General features: G+C 57.0%; 10 protein-coding genes. 5 read left to right on the top strand and 5 right to left on the bottom strand.

The features are described from left to right. Window positions 1-52: 52 nt before the first annotated feature. The 5 genes from acnA to topA form a co-directional block, all read right to left on the bottom strand. Window positions 53-2,734: an aconitate hydratase AcnA gene (gene acnA, locus EPE01S_RS03200; RefSeq protein WP_062743154.1), complete on the bottom strand. Its 2,682-nt coding sequence runs from the start codon at window positions 2,732-2,734 to the stop codon at window positions 53-55. A gap of 553 nt (window positions 2,735-3,287) precedes the next feature. Then, the gene (locus EPE01S_RS23345; protein WP_118664070.1) at window positions 3,288-3,455 is read right to left on the bottom strand and encodes a YciX family protein; all 168 of its coding nucleotides are present in this window, start codon (window positions 3,453-3,455) and stop codon (window positions 3,288-3,290) included. A gap of 3 nt (window positions 3,456-3,458) precedes the next feature. Then, window positions 3,459-3,617: a YmiA family putative membrane protein gene (locus tag EPE01S_RS22730; RefSeq protein WP_072277393.1), complete on the bottom strand. Its 159-nt coding sequence runs from the start codon at window positions 3,615-3,617 to the stop codon at window positions 3,459-3,461. 501 nt (window positions 3,618-4,118) lie between these two features. After that, on the bottom strand, window positions 4,119-5,093 hold the full coding sequence (gene cysB / locus EPE01S_RS03195; protein ID WP_062743153.1) for an HTH-type transcriptional regulator CysB: 975 nt from the start codon (window positions 5,091-5,093) through the stop codon (window positions 4,119-4,121). A gap of 298 nt (window positions 5,094-5,391) precedes the next feature. Then, the gene (gene topA / locus EPE01S_RS03190; RefSeq protein ID WP_062743152.1) at window positions 5,392-7,992 is read right to left on the bottom strand and encodes a type I DNA topoisomerase; all 2,601 of its coding nucleotides are present in this window, start codon (window positions 7,990-7,992) and stop codon (window positions 5,392-5,394) included. A 616-nt stretch (window positions 7,993-8,608) separates the two neighbouring features. Between topA and EPE01S_RS03185 the strand changes: the two genes are divergently transcribed. The 5 genes from EPE01S_RS03185 to EPE01S_RS03165 are packed head-to-tail and all read left to right on the top strand — an operon-like array spanning window position 8,609 to window position 18,968. Next, window positions 8,609-12,406: a DUF4132 domain-containing protein gene (locus EPE01S_RS03185; protein WP_062743151.1), complete on the top strand. Its 3,798-nt coding sequence runs from the start codon at window positions 8,609-8,611 to the stop codon at window positions 12,404-12,406. 29 nt (window positions 12,407-12,435) lie between these two features. Continuing rightward, window positions 12,436-13,515, top strand: a complete 1,080-nt coding sequence (locus EPE01S_RS03180) for an ATP-binding protein (RefSeq protein WP_062743150.1) — start codon at window positions 12,436-12,438, stop codon at window positions 13,513-13,515. Continuing rightward, window positions 13,512-15,812, top strand: a complete 2,301-nt coding sequence (locus tag EPE01S_RS03175; protein ID WP_062743149.1) for a DUF5682 family protein — start codon at window positions 13,512-13,514, stop codon at window positions 15,810-15,812. The genes EPE01S_RS03180 and EPE01S_RS03175 overlap by 4 nt, the downstream gene beginning before the upstream one ends. 10 nt (window positions 15,813-15,822) lie before the next feature. Further along, on the top strand, window positions 15,823-16,959 hold the full coding sequence (locus tag EPE01S_RS03170; protein ID WP_062743148.1) for a vWA domain-containing protein: 1,137 nt from the start codon (window positions 15,823-15,825) through the stop codon (window positions 16,957-16,959). After that, a complete protein-coding gene (locus tag EPE01S_RS03165) occupies window positions 16,956-18,968 on the top strand; it encodes a YehQ family protein (RefSeq protein WP_062743147.1) in 2,013 nt (670 codons plus the stop codon). Before EPE01S_RS03170 ends, EPE01S_RS03165 begins: the two co-directional genes overlap by 4 nt. The last annotated feature ends 36 nt before the right edge of the window (window positions 18,969-19,004 follow it).

Below are 19,004 nucleotides of genomic sequence, written 5' to 3'. Positions count from 1 at the left end.
AAAAAACCGGCCTGATGGCCGGTTTTTTGTGCTCTGAGGGCGGTAAAAGCGTTTACTGCAGCATGTTACGGATCACGTAATGCAGAATGCCGTCATTCTGATAATAGGTCAGTTCGTTGCCGGTATCGATACGACAGCGCGTATCCAGCACATTCTTGCTTCCGTCCGTCCGCGTCAGCGTCACTTTGACCACACCGCCGGGCGTCAATTGCTGAAGATCCTGCACATCAATCAGTTCATCGCCGGTCAGCCCCAGTGTTTTACGCGTCACCCCCGTTGGGAATTCCAGCGGTAAGATGCCCATACCGATCAGGTTAGAACGGTGAATACGTTCAAACGACTCGGCAATCACCACCCTCACCCCCTGCAAACGTGGGCCTTTTGCCGCCCAGTCGCGGCTGGAACCAGAGCCATACTCTTTACCGGCAATCACGGCCAGCGGAATACCCGCCTGCTGATAGCGCATAGCGGCATCATAGATCGCCATCTTTTCATTTCCGGGAATAAAGCGTGTCATCCCTCCTTCCACACCCGGGACCATTTCGTTACGGATACGGATATTGGCAAAGGTACCGCGCATCATCACTTCATGGTTACCACGACGTGATCCATAGGAGTTAAAGTCTGCACGCTCAACACCGTGCGCGAGCAGGTAACGTCCCGCCGGACTGTCAGCTTTAATGCTTCCTGCCGGAGAGATATGGTCAGTGGTCACAGAATCACCGAGCATCGCCAGGATTCGTGCACCCTGAATATCCTTAACGGGCTTAGGTTCCTTTTCCATATCATCAAAGAAAGGTGACAGGCGAATATAGGTTGAGCCTTCATCCCAGTCATAAGTCGCCGCTTCACTGACTTCGATTTGCTGCCATTCCGGCGTGCCTTCAAACACTTCGGCATATTCTTTATGGAACATATCGGTGGAAACCATCTGGACAGCTTCAGCAATCTCCTCCGGAGAAGGCCAGATGTCTTTGAGATAGACAGGATTACCGGCCATATCTTCGCCAAGCGGGTCAGTCTGCAGGTTTAACGTCATATTGCCCGCCAGGGCATACGCCACAACCAGCGGCGGCGATGCCAGCCAGTTAGTTTTAACAAAGGGGTGGATACGCCCTTCGAAATTACGGTTACCAGACAGGACGGCACCCACCGTCAGATCACCTTCTTTAATGGCATTTTCAACTTCATCAGGAAGCGGGCCGGAGTTACCGATACAGGTGGTGCAACCGTAACCCACCAGGTTGAAGCCCAGCTTGTCGAGGTAGGGTGTCAGACGGGCCGCAGCAAGATAATCAGAAACAACTTTTGAACCGGGAGCGAGTGAGGCTTTCACCCAGGGTTTACGGTGTAACCCCAGAGAGACAGCTTTTTTCGCCAACAAACCGGCTGCCATCAGCACGCTGGGATTGGAGGTGTTCGTACAGGAAGTGATCGCGGCAATTACCACCGCGCCGTCCTCCAGCTGATGCTGCTGACGGGTTTTACTGTCCTGGTACTGCACCGCCTTATGCGCTTTTTGGGCCTGATTGACTTCCAGTTCATTGCTGGCACGGAATGCAGCGGGCACATCACCGAGTGCCACGCGATCCTGCGGCCGTTTCGGTCCGGCAAGGCTGGACTCAACCTGCCCCATATCCAGCGCCAGCGTACTGGTAAACACCGGTTCATCGCCCGTTTCACGCCACAGCCCTTGCGCTTTACTGTACGCCTCCACCAGTGCCACCTGTTCCGTACTGCGCCCGGTGAGCTTCATGTAGCTCAGCGTTACGGCATCAACAGGGAAGAAACCACAGGTAGCACCATATTCCGGTGCCATATTGGCAATGGTGGCGCGGTCAGCTAGCGGGAGATCGTCAAGACCGTCACCGTAGAACTCGACGAATTTACCCACCACACCATGTTTACGTAGCATTTGCGTGACCGTCAGCACCAGGTCAGTGGCGGTAATCCCAGGCTGGAGCTTTCCGGTCAGCTTAAAACCGACGACATCCGGGATCAGCATCGAAACCGGCTGGCCCAGCATCGCGGCTTCGGCCTCGATGCCCCCCACTCCCCACCCCAACACGCCCAGCGCATTGATCATGGTCGTGTGTGAATCCGTGCCGACCAGCGTGTCGGGGTAAGCCACTTCCTGTCCATCTTGCTGCTCGTGCCAGACGGCCTTACCCAGATATTCCAGATTGACCTGATGACAAATGCCGGTTCCGGGGGGCACCACGCTGAAACGGTTAAAAGCTTTTTGCCCCCAGCGCAGAAACACGTAACGTTCGTGGTTACGCTCCATCTCCAGGCGGACGTTTTCTTCAAATGCATCGTCATCGCCGAAGTGGTCAACTGTGACCGAGTGGTCAATCACCAGGTCAACGGGAGAAAGGGGGTTCACTTTGGCCACATCGCCACCAAGACGGTTTACCGCTTCACGCATCGCCGCCAGATCCACCACCGCCGGTACACCGGTAAAGTCCTGCATCAGCACGCGCGCGGGCCGATAGGCTATCTCGCGCTCGGCATGGGCATCTTTCAGCCAGCCGGCCAGGGCATGGATATCTTCTGCCGTAACCGATTCGTTATCCTGCCAGCGCAGCAGATTTTCCAGCAGCACCTTCATGGATTTTGGCAGGCGTGAGATATCACCCAGTTCAGCAGCGGCTTTTGACAGGCTGTAATAGTGATACTGCTGGTCGTGGACAGACAGGGTGTCATGAGTGAGTTGGCGTAGGGTCGTTGACATTGCTCCTCCATTGCGTGTTCTTTTATACATTCAACCCAAACCATCGCAGAGGCAGCGAACCCACAAATGCAGATGCCGGGTAAAACCTTATTAATAACAAGGTCTGTATAAACATAGCACAATCAAGACGCAACGTTTTGATAACAACACTAATTGACAAGTACTGAAACAAACTGAAAATTAAAAAACAAAAACGCCCTGCGACAGTCATCGGCAGAGCGTTATTGTTACTACGCGAGAAGTTTATTAATAATGGGTATTAACGCACCATCATTGCAAGCCATAGCGCGCTGGTCCAGAACAGAGCAGAAAATGTCCACGTGCTGAACCAGGTAATTTGAGTTAAGTTCATCGTCATACTCCTTCCGGCCATCTGTGACCGTAACGTACGTCATTAAACTCACGTCATTTACACCGCGAGTTTTACCGTTAAGTGATGGCTTAGCATCAAAAATGGGCGTTAAAGTGCCCTGACCAGTGAAGCAGCCTGAATGATAATAAGAGCTATTTTATTTATAAGTCTCAGAAAAAAACTGAGTAATTACTGACTGAATTATTTGGCTTTCGTATCTTCGAACATTGACTCAATAAAATGACGCTGCAGGTCGTTCATTTCCCAGGATGCCGGGATGGCCTGCTGAGGATCATTCTTACCCTTACAGAGACGCTCATTGGTTTTGCGTAACTGTTGCGGTTTCTGCTCTGGCTGTCTCAGGTACATTAGTTACCCCCACATACGCCAAACGGATAAGCCCACGACCACCCAAAACAGTGATGAAACAGCGAAAACCGTCAGCCAGGCTTTGCGTCTCAGATTGCTGTTACGCTCAACCTTGATGGTTTTATCCCCGAAGCCGGGTTGTACAGATAATCTCGTCGCCATAGTTTTTGATAATCACTCTCATTAAAACGATTGTTTGAACCAATCAGAAATTAGGATGAATCCTAAACATTCTCTGTTGCAAAATCCAGTAATTTTTATTGTACAAAACGATAAAGAGGTTTAATCAACCATGAATAAGATTAATTAAAAGTACTAACTCAACTTCGCCGGAATAAATAAGACTTAACACAAACTCAACCCAGCGCTTTCTGCAGTAGTTCCATTCTAAACTAGAGTTTTCCAGTAAAAGCCTTTGGTTGCGGGCGATACTGACAACTTATAACTAGAGTATGAGAATCATCTTAAGGTAGCGCAAAGAGGTGGATTGAAAATTGTGTACTGTTTCTCATTTAAGAAATAACAATCAATAAACATGTGATACATGTTTCATTTACGAAAAAATAATGAAAGGACGTTAAAGAATGGAGGAGCGAGGCGCATCAGAAGATAAAAAAAGAGCCGCGCTGCGGCTCTCAATGTCACTCATCATCACAGCTGAGTTTATTTTGCCGGAAGTTTGATGTCTTTGAACATCGCTTCGATATCTTCGTTAGAACGTAGCCCGACGGCGGTATCCACCACATCCCTTGTCAGGTGTGGCGCGAAACGCTGGATAAAATCATACATATAGCTGCGCAGGAAGGTGCTCCGGCGGAAGCCGATTTTCGTTGTGCTGAAGCTGAAAACGTCAGTGGCTTCAATCCGGACCAGGTCGGGATCAGAGACCGGATCTACAGCCATGCTGGCAATCACCCCCACACCCAGGCCCAGTCTGACATAGGTTTTAATCACATCAGCATCTGTAGCGGTAAAGACAATACGGGGAGTCAGGCCGGCACGATTGAAGGCAGTGTCCAGTTCTGAACGGCCCGTAAAACCGAAGGTATAGGTCACTAACGGATACTCCGCCAGCTCCTCAATCGACACTTTGCTTTTCGCTGCCAGAGGATGATCAGGCGTGACAACGATGGCGCGATTCCAGTGATAACACGGCAGCATGATCAGGTCGTCGTAGAGATGCAGTGCTTCAGTGGCAATGGCAAAGTCCGCATTACCTTTCGAGACTGCTTCAGCAATCTGCGTCGGAGAGCCCTGATGCATATGGAGGGAAACACGCGGGTAACGTTCTATAAACCCTTTAATCACATTCGGCAGCGCATAGCGGGCCTGGGTGTGCGTGGTTGCAACATAAAGCGACCCTTTATCAGGCCAGGTATGTTCACCGGCGACCGATTTAATGGCGTCCACTTTTGACAGGACTTCGCGTGCGATGCGGATGATTTCCTGCCCTGCTGGCGTGACCTGGGTTAAATGTTTGCCGCTACGGGCGAAAATCTGAATGCCCAGCTCGTCTTCCAGCATACGGACTTGCTTACTGATCCCGGGCTGCGAGGTGTAGAGTCCTTCGGCCGTTGAAGAGACGTTGAGATTGTGATTCACCACTTCAACGATGTAACGCAGCTGCTGCAATTTCATTTTTCATTCCATCCAGGGTTTGAAACAATGCGCCGACAACCCGGTAGCAAATGAGAGCCGGACTCAGGTAATCGATCTGTAACCGTAATCGCTGTCGATGCAGCAAAGCGACAGGGCTCATGCAGCGGCAGCTTCAGGTCCGAAGGTTATAATACGAATAAATAATAAGAAAGGGATTATCTATAACAACTATATCAAAAATGAGGGAGATGTATAGTGGCGGCAGAGCAAAGCCGCAGAGAAGATAAGCAGGAGCGAGCCGCACGGGGCGGCCCGCTCACTGACGGGAAGCGCGACGTTACTTCTTCGCGGTGACTTCCCATTTGCCGTCAACGAAGAAGGCAGACCAGCCAGTGGCTTTTCCGTCTTTTTCTGTGCTGACGTACTGCTGTTTCGTTTTGCGGCTGAACCGCACCACGGCTTTATTGCCGTCCGGATCGGTCGCCGGGGCATCGGCCAGATAGCGCAGTTTCTCCGGTAAGCGATCGCGGAAGCGCTGCAACTCCTCTACCTGCGGCGCGCGGGTTTCACGCGATTTAGGGAAGGTATTAGCGGCCAGGAACACACCGGCAGCCCCGTCACGCAGGACAAAATACGCATCTGACTTCTCACACGGCAGTTCAGGCAGTGGGACCGGATCTTCTTTCGGTGGTGCCACTTCGCCGCTGCGCAGAATTTTACGCGTATTTTTGCACTCGTCATTGGTACAGGACATGTACTTACCAAAGCGCCCCATTTTCAGGTGCATTTCAGAACCACATTTCTCGCACTCTACGATCGGACCGTCATACCCCTTGATACGGAACTCGCCCTGTTCGATCTCGTAGCCATCACACTCCGGATTATTACCGCAGACGTGCAGCTTGCGCTGAGGGTCGATTAAGTAGCTGTCCATCGCCGTGCCGCATTTCTGGCAGCGGCGACGGGCACGCAGCGCATTGGTTTCCGCATCGTCCCCTTCGAGAATATTCAGCACTTCATTCTCGGGGATCAGGTTAATCGTCTGCTTGCAGCGCTCTTTCGGCGGTAGCGCATAGCCAGAGCAGCCCAGGAACACGCCGGTGCTCGCCGTGCGAATACCCATCTGACGGCTACAGGTCGGGCAGTCGATCGAGGTCAGGATCATCTGATTAGGCTGCATACCGCCTTCTTCCGGATCCTTTTCTGCCTGCGCCAGCTGGTCGCTGAACTCGGCAAAGAACTGATCCAGCACCGCTTTCCACTGCGCTTCGTTTTTCGCGACCTTGTCGAGATTGTCTTCCATGTGGGCAGTAAAGTCATAATTCATCAGATCGCGGAAGCTTTCTTCCAGACGGTCTGTGACAATCTCGCCCATTTTTTCTGCATAGAAGCGGCGGCTTTCAACCTTCACATATCCGCGATCCTGAATGGTCGAAATAATCGAAGCGTAGGTTGAAGGACGACCGATACCGCGTTTTTCCAGCTCACGCACCAGCGAGGCTTCGCTGAAGCGAGCCGGGGGCTTGGTGAAGTGCTGGCTCGGCACCAACTGCTGCAGGCTGAGTTCACTGCCAACCGCAACGTCTGGCAACACGCGATCTTCATCACCCTTACGCAGTGCAGCCATCACTCGTGTCCAGCCATCAAAGCGCAGCGTGCGCCCTTTTGCCTTGAGTTTGAAGTCTGCGGCTTCAACGGTCAGCGTGGTGGAGTCGTACTGCGCGGGCATCATCTGACAGGCGACGAACTGACGCCAGATCAACTGATACAGCTTCTGCGCGTCGTTTTCCATATCTTTCAGCTGCTCGGACTGCACTTTGACATCTGAGGGACGGATGGCTTCATGCGCTTCCTGAGAGTTCTCTTTGCTGCTGTAGACATTGGCGGCTTTCGGCAGATATTTCGCGCCGAATTCATCTTCGATGTAGCCGCGAACCATGCTGACGGCATCCTGGCTCAGGTTGGTTGAGTCGGTACGCATATAAGTAATATGGCCGGCCTCATACAGACGCTGGGCCATCATCATGGTTTTCTTCACGCCAAAGCCCAGGCGGGTGCTGGCTGCCTGCTGAAGCGTGGACGTAATGAACGGAGCGCCTGGCTTACTGCTGGTCGGCTTATCTTCACGATCGGCCACCACATAGCGTGCTTTTTCCAGCAGGCTGACGGCGGCGTGAGTCTGCTCACGGTTCACCGGACGGAAAGGCTTATCTCCCTGGTGGGTGACCTGCATCGGCAGATCAACCCCTTTCGGCGTGGTCAGCTCAGCGTTCAGATCCCAGTACTCTTCCGGAACAAACGCTTTGATTTCGCGCTCACGCTCCACCACCAGCCGCACCGCGACCGACTGGACGCGGCCAGCGGACAGCCCACGCGCCACTTTTTTCCACAGCAGCGGCGATACCATGTAGCCCACAACACGGTCCATAAATCGGCGCGCCTGCTGGGCATTAACACGGTCTATATTCAGTTCGCCCGGCTTTTCAAACGCCTGTCGAATCGCATTTTTGGTGATTTCGTTAAACACGACGCGACTGTACCGCGACTCATCGCCACCGATCACTTCCCGCAGGTGCCAGGCAATGGCTTCCCCTTCGCGGTCAAGGTCCGTTGCGAGATAGATGTGGTCAGCTTTCTCAGCCAGTGCCTTCAGCTCAGCGACAACTTTTTCCTTACCTGGCAGGATCTGGTAATTAGCATCCCAGCCATGATAAGGATCGACGCCCATACGGTTGACCAGGGCCGTCTTTTCGTCTTTTTTGACCTTTTTGGTTGTTTTACTGGTTGTAGAGTCAGCGCTCTTTTTAACTGTTGATCCACTGGTCGGCAAATCGCGGATATGGCCCACACTGGATTTAACCACGTAGTCATTACCGAGATATTTATTGATCGTTTTGGCTTTTGCCGGGGACTCAACTATTACGAGAGCTTTTCCCATAGTTACCTTTACCTGATTAAAACATCCGAGAGTAATTTGTGCCGTTTATGCTTATCACATCGTGCACTAACGTTAAGGTTATCGGGATTAAAAAGATCCAACCCGGCTAACTTTTCATCAATTCAGTCATAATAGTGCTCGTTGCAACCAATTGATAAACGGTACCTTTTACCACCTGTTAAGCGAATCTCTAACATAGCGTAAAGTCTGTTTTACGCCCGGAACCCGAAACGCCCACACTCTACCTGATAAAATCTGTTACGCAACTTAATTAGCACCATGCCCACATTTCCGCCAGGAATGGCAGCGAAAACAAAAAAATTTGTTCAGTTTGCATCACGCGCATTAGCGATTTTACGTAACGCTTAGTTAACCTGACGGCAATACTATAAAGGAGGAAAAATCAGAATCTGTGATTCAGCATAGCCAGATAAGCAACAATTGGTTGATAACATCTGAATTTTTCCACTTGAACCCCCCACTGCCGTTGATTACATTGACCCGACGGTCTGTTACCGCAGCGGCTAAAAAAGCAGCGGGTGCCCGGAGAATCGCTTCTCTTTTTGACGGTGTTCGCCCTGATGGCGGACACCGCATTAACGTAAATGGAATCCTCATGACCACCTTGATCTATCAGGATGAAAAATCCCATAAATTCTGGACCGTTGTACAGCAACAGCAGGAACTCCATCTCAACTGGGGACGCGTGGGAACTCAGGGACAAAGCCAGATTAAAAGCTTTGACGATGAAGAACAGGCCAGAAACGCGTGTGAAAAGTTAATAAAAGAAAAGACGCGTAAAGGTTACCAGGCAGCGGAGGGAGAGACCCGGGTCAGCACGGGATCCAGCGCCAGTTCGGACACCATCGTTAAGCCGTCTTCCCGCGAGGAAAAAACCGCCCTCTCCGCCCCCGTTTCGACACCGGCCGCTGCGCATCCGGCTCCCCCGCAGGCCACCGCTGTCGCTGGCGATGCCGCGCCCCTTTGGCTGACAGAGGATGAGAAGATTGATCTCCCGGTCAAATTATCGGTACTGGCCCTGAGCCATCGTCACCGGCCACTTCCTTCGCCGGGTAAAGTGGAGGAGCCGGCAGAGCAACTGCGGCGGATGAAAATATTAAGTCAGGAGGTCCGTAAGAACGGTCCTGTGCCGCTGGAGGGCAGCCGCTGTGAAAGCGACTGGCAGCAGGCAATTGCCCTGGCGCAGCAGTGCCTGGCAGAGGGCAAAGCCATCCCGCAGAACTCCCCGATGGCGGGTGCAGCACTGATAAAAATTAACCAGACCTACGCGGGCAAAGAAGCCACGCTGCTTATTGATGCCATCGTTGCTCATTATGGCCTGATCTATGCGACCGAGATGATTATCGCCAGCCTGCAGATCGGTCTTGATCGTGATTACCGCACCCGTCACATTTCGTTTTATCCCGCCGATAATGCCCCTGCAGGTTATCAGCAGAACGTTGCCGAGCACGAAATGCGTCTGCGCTGGCACCTTTCAGCTGCCAAAGAGGAAATCTGGCAGGCATGTGCTGAACGTCTTATTGCTGCCCTGCCCCATACCCCTGCCTGGCGCCGGCCACTGATAGCACTCCTGCTGCCGGAAAAACCTGAGCTGGCCGATGAGATCCTCCGCCAGACCGGGCCCGATGCGGATATCGGTGCACTGGAACTGTTGAAGATCACCGCTACCGATGAGAGCACGCTCCGTGCGCTGCACGATTTTAAAAGCCTGGACGTCTTCGACAGCTGGTATTACGGCGAGCTACTGACCACCACGGTTCTGCTGGAACAGGGCGTGCGTGCCCTGCCGCGCTTTGCCCCCTATGCCCACGGCGATCGCTGCGGTGAAGTGCTGATGCACGTCAATCATCCGCTGGCGCTGGAGATGTTAATCCGTGCCGCAGGCCAGGGTAAGCGCAGCTACGAACGTGCGGCTAAAGCCAGCCAGCGTTTTCCCCATGCCGCTTTCACCGCACTGGTTCGCCTGCTGAACGGTAAAGAAGAGGCGCTCTGGCGCACCCAACTGCATGCCCTGCTGCATAATCAGCCGCAGCTGGCGATTGACGTCGCGCCGTGGCTTTCTGAACAAGAGACCGCACTGGTGGCTCACAGCCAGCAGCGCCTGAATGTCAAAACCGACTGCGCCAGCGCAGATATGCTGCCTGCTATCCTGGTGTCGCCCCCGTGGTTGAATAAAAAGCAGGCCAACAGCATTCCGCTTCTGGCACTGGCAGTACAGCCGGTCGAGCCGGTCTTCGACGGCGTACCGGAAGATATCCTGTCAAGCTGGTCTAATCACAGTAAGCTGCAGATCGCCGGTTTGCCGTCCGATCAGGTTCTGGCCCGCCTCGGGTTCACCAGCTGGAATCAGTCGCTGCCTGCCACCGCGGTGAAAGCTTATGAGGAGGACGATTACCCTCAGCTGCTCGCCGACTGGGCAGCCAACCACTCGCATTATGCCAGCGACTGGAACCTTTATATTCTTCCCGCACTACCGCGTGAAAAAGCGCTTGGCCTGTGGAACGTTCTCAGCAGCGAACATCACACCGGCATCGCCCTGGTCATGGCCCACTTTGGTCTGGATGGGCTGCCCGGTTTTATCAACAGCATAGGACGCCAGCCGCAGGAAGCCCTGACCGTGGCCATCTGCGTCGGCAGTACCGAGCTGGCTGTCCCTGTCGCCCGCGCCTTCTCTAAACTGAAAACCCTGCGCGAAGAGGCCCGCCGCTGGCTGCTTAAATACCCTGAACATGCCGTGGCGGGACTGCTGCCGGTCGCGTTCGGCAAAGCAGGTGAAGCGCAGGATAATGCACGTCTGGCATTGCGCCTGCTGTTGGACAACGGCCACCAGGCGCTGATTGAAGAGGTCGCCGGACGCTATCAGCAGCCGGAGGTGCTGACGGCAGTCAGTGCACTGGTAGAACTCGACCCGCTGAACGATTTCCCGGCGAAGCGTCCGGCCCTGCCAGCCTTCTGGCAGCCGGTACTGTGGGCACGTCCGCAGTTGCACAACGGCAAGGCGCTGCCTGAAGAGGCGCTGACTCATCTGGGCACCATGCTGCGCTTCCCGACAGAAAATGGTCGTTACCCGGGGCTGGAACAGGTAAAAGAGGCCTGTTCCCCGGCCTCACTGGCTGATTTCGCCTGGGATCTGTATAACGCCTGGATGGCCGCCTCGGCACCGCCGAAAGAGGGATGGGCCTTCAGCACGTTGGGGCTGTTTGGCAATGATGATATTGCGCGGCGGTTGACCCCGTTAATCCGCAGCTGGCCGGGTGAATCGCAGCATAAGCGGGCCGTTGCCGGCCTGGAAATCCTGGCCGATATTGGTACCGATATCGCGCTGATGCAGCTTAACGGCATCGCGCAGAAGCTGAAATTTAAAGCGCTTCAGGAGCGGGCCCGGGAAAAAATCACCCAAATCGCCGAAAAGCGAGAGCTCACTGTCGCAGAGCTGGAAGACCGCCTGGCGCCCGATCTGGGGCTGGACGATAACGGTTCACTGCTGCTTGATTTTGGTCCACGCCAGTTCACCGTCAGTTTCGATGAAACCCTTAAGCCTTATGTTCGCGACAGCAGCGGCAGCCGCCTGAAGGACCTGCCTAAGCCGAATAAAAGTGATGATGCCGGGCTGTCAGCTGATGCGGTAAATCGTTTCAAGCTGCTTAAAAAAGACGCACGCACCGTCGCCAGTCAGCAGATTGCCCGTCTGGAAACCGCCATGTGCCAGCGCCGTCGCTGGACGGAACAGCAGTTCAGGGAGTTCCTGGTCGGGCATCCGCTGACAGGCCACCTCACCCGCCGCCTGGTGTGGGCCGCTTATGATGCGGATAATCAGCTTATCAGCTGCTTCCGCGTGGCGGAGGACAACAGCTACAGCACCGCCGATGATGATCTCTATGTCCTGCCACAGAATGCGACGCACACAGGTATCCCGCACGTTCTGGAGATCCCGCCGGCTGAAGCGGCGGCTTTTGGCCAGTTATTTGCCGATTATGAGCTGCTACCGCCGTTTCGTCAGTTAGATCGCAACCGCTATCTGCTGACCGCAGAGGAGGCAGAATCTGTTGACCTGCAGCGCTGGCAGGGTCGTCTTTGCCCGAGCGGCCGCCTGGCCGGTCTGACGGCGAAAGGCTGGCTGCGCGGCGTTCCACAGGATGCCGGCTGGATCTGCTGGATGCTGAAACCGCTGGGCGATATGACGCTGGTGCTGGAAATGGGCGAAGGCCTGGGGGTCGGCATGGCGCCGGATGAGTTTAATAAAGAACAGACGCTGGCCAGTATCTGGCTGTGGGAGGGGGATGCGCACCAGTATGGTTGGGGGGAACAGCACCCCCAGAAACATCCTTTCTCGTGCCTGCACCCTATTACCGCCAGCGAAATGCTCAGCGATATTGATGCGCTTTTTGATTAAGCCCCGGCCCCCGGGTATGAGGAAAGACCATGTCTGACATGTTACAACGGCCCCCGGCCGCCGTACTCTACGCCGCGGAACTGGCGCGGCTAAAGCAGGATGACAGCGGGCCAAGGCCGCCGGGCTGGCAGCTGAGCCTGCCCGCCGCCCGCGCCTTTATTCTCGGCGACAGCGAACGCGGCATCACCTCCAAGGTGGTAACCTCGGTGGCCAGCGTGGAGCGGATGCTGGTCACGCTGGCCACCGGACGTGGCCTGATGCTGGTTGGCGAGCCCGGTACGGCAAAGTCGCTGTTATCAGAGCTGCTGGCCACGGCCATCAGCGGCGATGCGGGGCTGACCATCCAGGGCGGAGCTTCAGTCACTGAAGATCAAATCAAATATGCCTGGAACTATGCCCTGTTAATCAACCAGGGACCCTCGACTGCCGCCCTGGTCCCGGCGCCACTCTATCAGGGAATGCGTGACGGTAAGATTGTGCGCTTCGAAGAGATTACCCGTGCCCCACTGGAGGTGCAGGATTGTCTGCTGGGTATGCTGTCCGATCGCGTGATGGCAGTGCCGGAGCTCAGTGGCGAAGAGAGCCAGCTGTATGCACGGGAAGGCTTTAATATCATTGCCACGGCCAACACCCGCGACCGGGGAGTGAATGAGATGAGCGCAGCGCTAAAGCGACGTTTTGATTTCGAAACCGTATTCCCGATTATGAATTTCCAGCAGGAGCTGGATTTAGTGTCCACCGCGTCGACCCGCCTGCTGGCGCATAGCGGCATTCCGCACAAAGTACCGGACGACGTGCTGGAACTGCTGGTTCATACCTTTCGTGACCTGCGCAGTGGCGGAGAGAAAAAAAGTGCGATGGACAGTCTGAACGCGATTATGTCTACCGCTGAAGCGGTTAACGTGGCCCATGCGGTCGGAGTGCGCGCCTGGTTTCTTGAACAACGCGCCAGCGAGCCAGCCGATCTGGTGGACTGTATCGGAGGCACTATCGTTAAAGATAATGAGGATGACCGGGCGCGTTTGCGACGCTATTTTGAACAGCGGGTCGGCAGCCGTCCGGGGGCACACTGGCAGGCCTACTATCAGGCTCGCCACCGCCTGCCATGACCGTCGCCTCCATAGCCCCGCTGATTATCGGCATTCGCCATCACAGCCCCGCCTGCGCCCGGCTGGTGCGTGACAGTGTCGAACAGCTCCGCCCGGCCTGGGTGCTGATTGAAGGGCCTGCCGATTTTACGCCCCGCCTCGGTGAGCTGCGGCTGCCGCATACCCTGCCGGTCGCCATCTACAGCTATTGTCAGTTTCAGGATCATCAGAGGCCCGGAACGGGTGCCTGGACCCCTTTTGCCGAGTGGTCCCCGGAGTGGCAGGCCCTGCAGGCCGCAGAAGTGGTCGGCGCACAGGCCTGCTTTATCGATTTGCCCGTCTGGGCCCTGTCTGCCGATGACACTGACGACGCAGACACACACTATCATCAGCGCCAGCAGGCCATGCTCGACGCCTGTGGTATGGAGAGCAGTGATGCGCTGTGGGATCATCTTTTCGAAGATGAGGCGCAACAGGCCTGCCTGCCGGAGGCCCTGGCGCTGTGGTTTGAACAGCTGCGTGAGGGCAGCTGCGGCAGCGAACAGGATCGGCAACGTGAAGCCTACATGGCAAGCTGGATCGCCTGGGCGGTTGCGCAGAACAGCGGTCCGGTGCTGGTGGTCTGCGGAGGCTGGCACGCCCCGGCCCTCAGCCGTCTGTGGCGGGATGCTGACCCCACGGAACGGCCTCCAGCCCCTGAACCGGCGGAGCCGGGTGCCGTCAGCGGCAGCTATCTGACGCCTTACAGTGAAAAGCGACTGGATGTCCTGGCGGGCTACCTGTCGGGAATGCCCGCCCCGGTCTGGCAGGACTGGTGCTGGCGGGTTGGCCAGCGACAGGCCGGACTGCAACTGCTCGAAGCAGTGCTGGCTGCGCTGCGTCAGCGTCATCTGCCGGCATCGACGGCGGATATGGCCAATGTCCTGAGCCAGGCGCTGGCGCTGGCGGCCCTGCGTGGACACCGGCTTCCTCTGCGTAACGACTGGCTGGATGCGCTCGCCGGTAGCCTGATCAAAGAAGCCCTCAATGCGCCGCTGCCATGGAGCTATCGCGGAACGCTGCAGGCCGGAACCGATCCTATTCTTATCGTGCTGGTTGATATACTCGCAGGCCAGCGGTTTGGTATTCTGGCGGCCGCCACCCCGCAGCCGCCGCTGCCTCAGGATGTCAGCCACGAACTGACGCGGGTTAACATCACCCTGCCCGCCACGCTGTCGCTTAACCGTTACGACGCGACAGGCCTGCAGCAAAGTCAGGTCCTGCACCGTCTTGCCGTACTGGAGATCCCGGGAATAATCTGCCTGTCCGGTAGCACCCTGGCGCTGTCCGGCGACGGCGACGAGCAGTGGGCGCTGACGCGGCCGTTAGCGCAGCACGCCGCCCTGATCGAAGCCGCACGCTATGGCGCAACGCTGGAGGAAGCGGCCCGTCACCGGCTGTCATCTGCCATGGCGGAGTCAGAGGGCATTGCCCTGCTGGCGGGCTGGCTGCAGCGCGCAACCCTCGCCGGACTGTCATCGTTCAGCCAGGTGTTACTGACCCGGCTGGAGCAGCAGATTGCGGTTGAGTGTGATTTTGAAGCCATGGGCCCGCCGCTGGAGGTGCTTTACGCCCTGTGGCGTCACGATCCCCTCAACGGCATGCGCGACGCGGCTGTTCTGCAAACCACCCTGCGGGCGGCGATTGATCGTACCCTGTGGCTGGCGGAGTCTACCGGGCTGATTGGCTCCCCTCAGGTCAGTTCCCATCTGCACAGCTGGCAGGCGCTGTGCCATATTCTGCGCGATGAACAGAACCGCCAGCCCGCGGGCGAACTGGTGCCTCTGCCGCGCGCACTGGCCGTGCTGACCCGCCGGTACCGGGCGAAAGACGCCTGTGCCCTCAGTCGGGGTGCGGCGCTGGGCGCGCTCATCCGGCTGGAGCATCCCGATGCCGATACCCAGGCGGCGCTGGCGCTGCTGAACGATCTTCCCCCCGATCGTCTGGGGGAAGCACTGCATGGCCTGATTGCGCTTGCCCGTCATCAGTTGGCCTCGCATCCCGCGTTTGTCGGGGGATTCAATCAGCAGTTGATGCAGCTGGACGATGATCAGTTCATTCGCGCCCTGCCCGATATGCGGGCGGCGCTCGCCTGGCTGCCACCGCGTGAACGGGCAGCGCTGGCGCGTCAGGTGCTGGCGCATTATCAGCTGCCACACCTGCCTGAACATCTGTTACAGACCCCGCAGGTGGCGTCCTGCACACCCGCCGAACTTTTCCGTCACCAGCAGCAGGATCAACGCGCAGCCGATCAACTGCGCGCCTGGGGCATATTGTAAAGGAACACTGATGCCTGAACTCTCTGATATTTTATCCAGCCCTGAGCTGCAGCGCTGGCGTCTGCTGCTCGGAGAGGCGGCAGAAAACAGCCTCAGTGGGCTGGATGAACAGGCCCGCGCCATTGATAATGCCCTGGAGTGGCTGTACGGGCGCGATCCGCAGCGGATCCAGCGTGGTGAACGTCACGGCGGGATGGAGGGTTCACAGCTCAGCACGCCAGAATGGATTAATGCCATCCACCAGCTATTCCCCGCGGAGGTGATTGAGCGTCTGGAAAGTGACGCCGTGCTGCGCTTTGGCATTGATGACGTGGTCACCAATCTGGATGTCCTGGAACGCATCGCCCCCTCTGAAGGCCTGCTGCGCGCCGTTCTGCATACCAAGCACCTGATGAATCCGCAGGTATTACAGGCCGCACGTCGCCTGGTGCGCCAGGTCGTGGAACAGATTATGGCGCGGCTGGCGACCGACGTCCGCCAGGCCTTTTCCGGCACCCGCGACCGGCGGCGACGGTCACCGGTCGCTATCGCCCGTAACTTCGATTTTAAAAGTACGCTGCGAGATAACCTGCATCGCTGGGATCCGGATCGCCGTCGTCTGTATATTGAATCCCCGGTGTTTCTCAGCCGGGTTAAACGTCACAGTGAAAAATGGCAGTTGGTGTTGCTGGTCGATCAGAGCGGATCGATGGTGGATTCGGTGATCCACTCAGCGGTGATGGCCGCCTGTCTGTGGCAGCTTCCGGGCATTCGTACTCATCTGGTGGCGTTTGATACCAGTGTGGTTGACCTGACGGACGACGTGCAGGACCCGGTTGACCTGCTGATGAAAGTGCAACTGGGCGGCGGCACGGATATCGGTAAAGCCGTGCAGTACGCCCGGCAACTCATTACGCAGCCGGAAAAAAGCGCCATTGTGCTGGTCAGCGATTTCTTCGAGGGCGGTTCTCCCTCCCTGCTGGTCAACCAGGTCAGACAGTGTGTGCAGGATGGCAGCAAAGTCCTTGGACTGGCCGCACTGGACAATAAAGCCGCGCCGAGCTATGACCGGGAAATGGCCCAGCGGCTGGTTAATGCCGGTGCACAGATTGCCGCGATGACGCCGGGAGAACTGGCAGCGTGGCTGGCAGAGAATTTACAATCATGAGTGCTCCCGTGCGCAATGAACTGCTCGAACTGACGCCCCAGGCACTGACCGCGCTAAGCAACGCAGGTTTTGTTAAACGCAGCCAGAAGGAGATCGCCGCCGGAAACCTGCCGCTGTTCAGCGATGCAGGAGGTGTGCTGACCGCACAGTTCAGCGATGGTACCTTGACCCGGTTAAACGAAGGCCAGGCGCTGAAAGAGGCGAGCTGCACCTGCAATGCCAGCGGTATGTGTCGTCATCGGGTAATGCTGGTGCTGGGGTATCAGCACAGCCATGCTCCGGCAGCAGCGCTGCCAGACACACGCTGGCAGCCAGGAGACTGGCTGGCCGAACTCACCTCCCTGCCTGCGGCGACGCGCCAGCGGGCGCAGCTGCTGGCGGATAAAGGCCTGATCATTGAGCTTCACTGTGCTCCCGGCCAGGTGCCTGCCGCCAGGCTGCCAATGAGCGACGTGCGGTTTTTCTCACGCAGCAGTATGCGTTTTGCCCGCTGTGACTGTATTGAAGGCACGCTGTGTGAACATATTATTCTTGCGGTACAGGCCTTCGCCGCGGCCGAAGCCCGTCATCCTGGTTTCGACCATCTTACCTGGCAGACCGCAGCCGGGCAGCCGGGGGCAACCGCGATACAGATGCCGGAGGAGGACGGTCTGGCGCAGCTGAATGACCTGAGTTATGCCCTGTGGAGCGGCGGCATCAGCCAGCCCGCCGTCACGTTTACGCCTCTTCTTATTCGCGCCCGGCGCCAGGCAAAACAGGCGGACTGGCGCTGGGTCACCCTGGCACTGCAACAGGTATCGGAAGGCATTGATGACTTTCATCAACGCGCTTCCCACTATCGTGCAGGAGCGTTTCTCAGCCAGTTCGCCGCACTGACGGCCCGTCTGTGCGCTGCCCGGGAGATGGCAGGCATTGCCGCTGACGATCGGACGCCCGCGCAACCCTGGCGCAGCCTGGTTGGGCTTGGGGTGCAGGATCAGGTCAGGCTCGATCATCTGCGCCTGGTGTCGCTGGGTATGCAGTGCTGGCAGAACGCGCTGCATTATGGCGTGCGCATCTGGTTTACCGACCCTGATACCGGCAGTGTGTTACATCTCTCCCGGCAGTGGCCTCTGGCGGAACAGGAGAACGCCCCGGGCTGGCAGCGGCGCATTGCCGGCTTTCAGGCTGATATGCTGGCGGGCGGTCAGATTATTTCCCAGGCGGCGCAGCGTGATGCCCGGGGTGAACTGCACCTCAGCGCGCGCGATCGCCTCAATGCCGTTGCGCCCCTGACGCCCGTCGCCTGGGCCATGACGGACTCACCCCTCAGTCAGCCCGGGGTGGTGGCGCTGCGTGAGCATCTGCTGCATCGTCCCCCCGCCTTTACCCGCCCGCTGAGTGACAGCGACAACCTGTTTATCCTGCCGCTGGGTGAGTGCCTGAGCCTCCGCTGGGATGCCGGGCGTCAGACGCTGGAAGCCGAAGTCATCAGCGGCCCCGGCGAAGATAACGTGCTGTGTCTGTCGCTGAGTGTCACCCCGGCCGCACCGGGTGCCATTGATTGCTTCATCAACGTACTGCAACAGCCGGATGATCCAATCTGTCAGGTTTCCGGACTGGTTTCTCTGGCCGGGGGGAAACTGATACTGGAACCTCTGGTGGTCATGACCGCGAAACGGGCCTGGGTGCTGCATGCTGGCGAACATCCGCCGCAGGCACTGCCGTCGGGTGCCGTTGAAAGCCCCCTGCCGCTCTCGCTGCAACTGCTTCAGCGCTGCCAACAGATGCTGGTCGACTGGCTGCATAACGGCTTGCATCATCAGGAACAGCGTGCGTGCCGGGAGGCCGAAGCCCTGGCAGCCGAGCTTCAACGCTGTGGATTTGAAAGACTGGCGAGGCTGGCGGGTCAGATCCCTGCGTGCCTGCGGGGTGCCGATGCTGATGAGCTGGTGAAGACGCTGACCGCCTTTGTGCTGCTGCGTGACAGGCTGGAGCAGGAGTCCCTGCTGACGCCGGCGGCGTCTTAACGGCATAACGCCCGCAGAAGCGGGCGTTAACTCAGG

It is taken from the genome of Erwinia persicina NBRC 102418, from assembly GCF_001571305.1.
GTDB classification, from domain to species: Bacteria; Pseudomonadota; Gammaproteobacteria; order Enterobacterales; family Enterobacteriaceae; genus Erwinia; species Erwinia persicina.
This window is presented reverse-complemented; position numbering and strand designations above follow the sequence as displayed.